This is a genomic window from Streptomyces sp. BR123, from assembly GCF_013401435.1.
GTDB lineage: Bacteria > Actinomycetota > Actinomycetes > Streptomycetales > Streptomycetaceae > Streptomyces.
Genome location: NZ_JACBGN010000517.1, coordinates 1 through 2677, shown reverse-complemented (window position 1 = coordinate 2677; position 2677 = coordinate 1). Strand labels below are relative to the sequence as shown.

Annotated in this window: 2 protein-coding genes and 1 pseudogene; all 3 read left to right on the top strand. The window is 75.5% G+C overall.

Translation table 11 applies throughout. The annotated features are described in order from the left end of the window. Positions 1–348 (top strand): annotated as a pseudogene (locus HYE82_RS35795) (serine/threonine protein kinase); the annotation flags it as partial. Next, entirely contained in the window at positions 345–917 is a 573-nt protein-coding gene (locus tag HYE82_RS35790) for a hypothetical protein (RefSeq protein ID WP_179178401.1), read from the top strand. The pseudogene HYE82_RS35795 and the gene HYE82_RS35790, both read left to right, overlap by 4 nt. A gap of 256 nt (positions 918–1173) precedes the next feature. Then, entirely contained in the window at positions 1174–2646 is a 1473-nt protein-coding gene (locus HYE82_RS35785; protein WP_179178400.1) for a hypothetical protein, read from the top strand. Positions 2647–2677: the final 31 nt, after the last annotated feature.

Sequence of the window (2677 nt, the reverse complement as noted above, 5' to 3'; positions counted from 1 at the left end):
GCCCCCGCCCCGGTCGTGTCCGCCGTCGAGGTGGGCCTGTCCCAGACCGACGACGAGACCGGCCGGGCCGACATCACGATCAAGGCCTCCGGCACGGGCAAGGTGAAGGTCACCGTGCGGTGGTACACCGGCGACGACGGCGACCCGTTCTCCGAGCCCGACGGCACCACGGAGTACGACCACACCGTGGGCTCGGGGACGGTGGCGGCTCTGGCGGCGAACGCCCCGCTGACGCACACCTTCAAGGGCGGCGGCTGCGGCTGGGGCGTCCGGGTCACGACGTCCCCCGCCGCCGGAACGGGCCCCGCAACCGACAGCCTGCTCACGAGGAGGTGCCACCCCGCATGAGCGACGACGAGTACAGCGCAACGGTCCTCGGCAGCCACTGGATCAGCGGGCCGCCGCAGCCGCAGGACGCCGCCCCGGACCGGGTCGAGGGCTCGGTGCTGCGGTTCGGACCGGGGGTGACGGCGGCTGTGCCCGCCCCGTTCCCCGTGGTGGTACCGCCCCGGCGGCGCCGCCGCGAATGGCGCCGCTACACCCTCGCCGGAGCCGTGCTGCTCGCCGTACTGGCCTACCTCGCCTGGCAGCGGTTCGGGCCGGGACTGGAGGTGCGGGGCCTGGCCGTGGGAACCGCCGCCGGGGAGAACCCGGGCTGCGGCGCCACCGCCGACGTGGTGGCCGTCGTACGGACCAACGGGCGGCCGGGGACGGTCGCGTACCGGTGGATCCGCAGCGACGGAACCCACTCGGAACAGCTCACGGAACAGGTGCCCCGGGGCCGGGACGAGGCCCGGCTGCACCTGCTGTGGAGCTTCCGCGGCCAGGGCACCTACCCGGCCGCCGCCGAGATCCAGATCCTCTCCCCCACCCGGCGCACGGCAACGACCCGGTTCACGTACCACTGCGCCGGCTGAGGCGCGTTCGAGACGGGGGAGCCGGACCCTCACCGCATGCCGTACCGCACCGTGCGCATCGGGACGCCCTGGTGGACGGCGCCGACGCCAGGGCTGCCGGTCGCCCCTCGTCGTCCCGTTGTCGCCGGGGCGAGGCCAGGCGCGGCGGGTGTGCGCTCTCGCTCCGCTGTGCACAACTGCGGGGCGGGGAAACGGCCGTGCCGTCCATAGACTGGTGCTTTCCGCCCGAGGTGCCCAGCGAGGATCCGATCCGTTCATGACTTCCGACATCACCCCAGGCCGACGGCGGATCCTCGTATGGCTCATACCGGTCCTGTGGACGCTGGGGTTCGGGCTGTGGGGGCTGTCCCGGCAGGACAGCGTGTGGCGTGACGAGGCGGCGACCTGGCAGGTGGCGGCGGGGCGGTCGGCCGGCGAGATCTGGCGGATGCTCGGGAACGTGGATGCCGTGCACGGGCTGTACTACCTGCTGATGCACGGCCTCTTCGAGGTGTTCGGGGCGAGCACGGCGACGCTGCGGCTGCCGTCGGTACTGGCCGTCGCGGGGGCCGCGGCGTGCACGGCGCTGATCGGTCGGCGGCTGGCCGGGTTCTGGGCGGGGCTGGGCGGCGGGCTGGCGCTGCCGCTGCTGCCGGCCGTGCAGTTCTATCTGCAGGAAGGCCGGCCGTACGCGCTGGTCGCGGCCGGGGCGGCAGTGTCGACGCTGCTGCTGGTGTCCCTGCTGTCGGAGGGCGAGGGCGGGCGCGGCGGGCAGGGGCGGCGCGTGTGGCCGCGCTGGACGGCGTACGGGCTGACCGTGCTGGTGTGCGCGCTGCTGAACTGGCTGTCGCTGCTGGTCCTGCCCGCGCACGCCGCGACGCTGTGGTGGGCGGGCGCGGGGCGCGGGCTGCTCGGGCGCTGGACGGCCGCCGCGGCTGGGGCGGTGGCGGGAGCGCTGCCGCTGATCCTGTTCAGCCGGGGCCAGTCCGACCAGGTGTCGTGGATTCCGCCGCTGACCTGGCACATGATGATCGGCCCGGGGATCCTGCTGGCGATCGGCGGGCTGGGGGCGTGGCTGGACCGGCCGCGGGCGGGCCGGCTGTCGGTGGCGGCGGTGGGCCTGCCGCTGCTGGCGGTGCCGCAGCTGGCCCTGGTCGGGATCTCGCTGGCCCAGCCCCTGTTCCTGGACCGGTACGTGCTGTTCAGCATGGTCGGCCTCGCGCTGCTGCTCGGTGCCGCGCTGGGCGCCGCCGTACGGGCTGCCGCGCCCCGGTTCCCGCGGGCGGCGCGGCTGCTGGTGCCGGGCGTGGTCGGGGTCGCGGTGGTGGCGCTGCTGCCGGTGGAGCTGGCGAAGCGGGCTCCGGCGAGCCGGGTCGACGACGTGCTGGCGGTGGCCGGCGAGGTGGCCAGGCTGAAGCGGCCGGGGGACGCGGTGCTGTTCGTGCCGGCGGCGCGCCGGGACACGGCGTTGGTCTCCCCCGGCGCCTTCGCGGGGTTGGCGGACATTTCCCTGGAGCGGGATCCGGTGGCCTCGGCGACGCTCAAGGGCGAGGAGGCGGAACCGGCGCGGATCCGGGCGGAGCTGCTGCGGCAGCGCCGGGTGCTGCTGGTCACGGACTCGGCGAAGGTGGCCAAGCCGTCGGGCGCGGCGCGGGACGCGGCGAAGGCGGCCGTGCTGAAGGAGCACTTCAGGCCGGTGGAAGACCGGCAGGTCCGGGGCCGTCGGGTCACGGTGTACGAGCGCCTGTAGCGCGGTCGCCGGGGCCGGGCGGCGCGGGTGG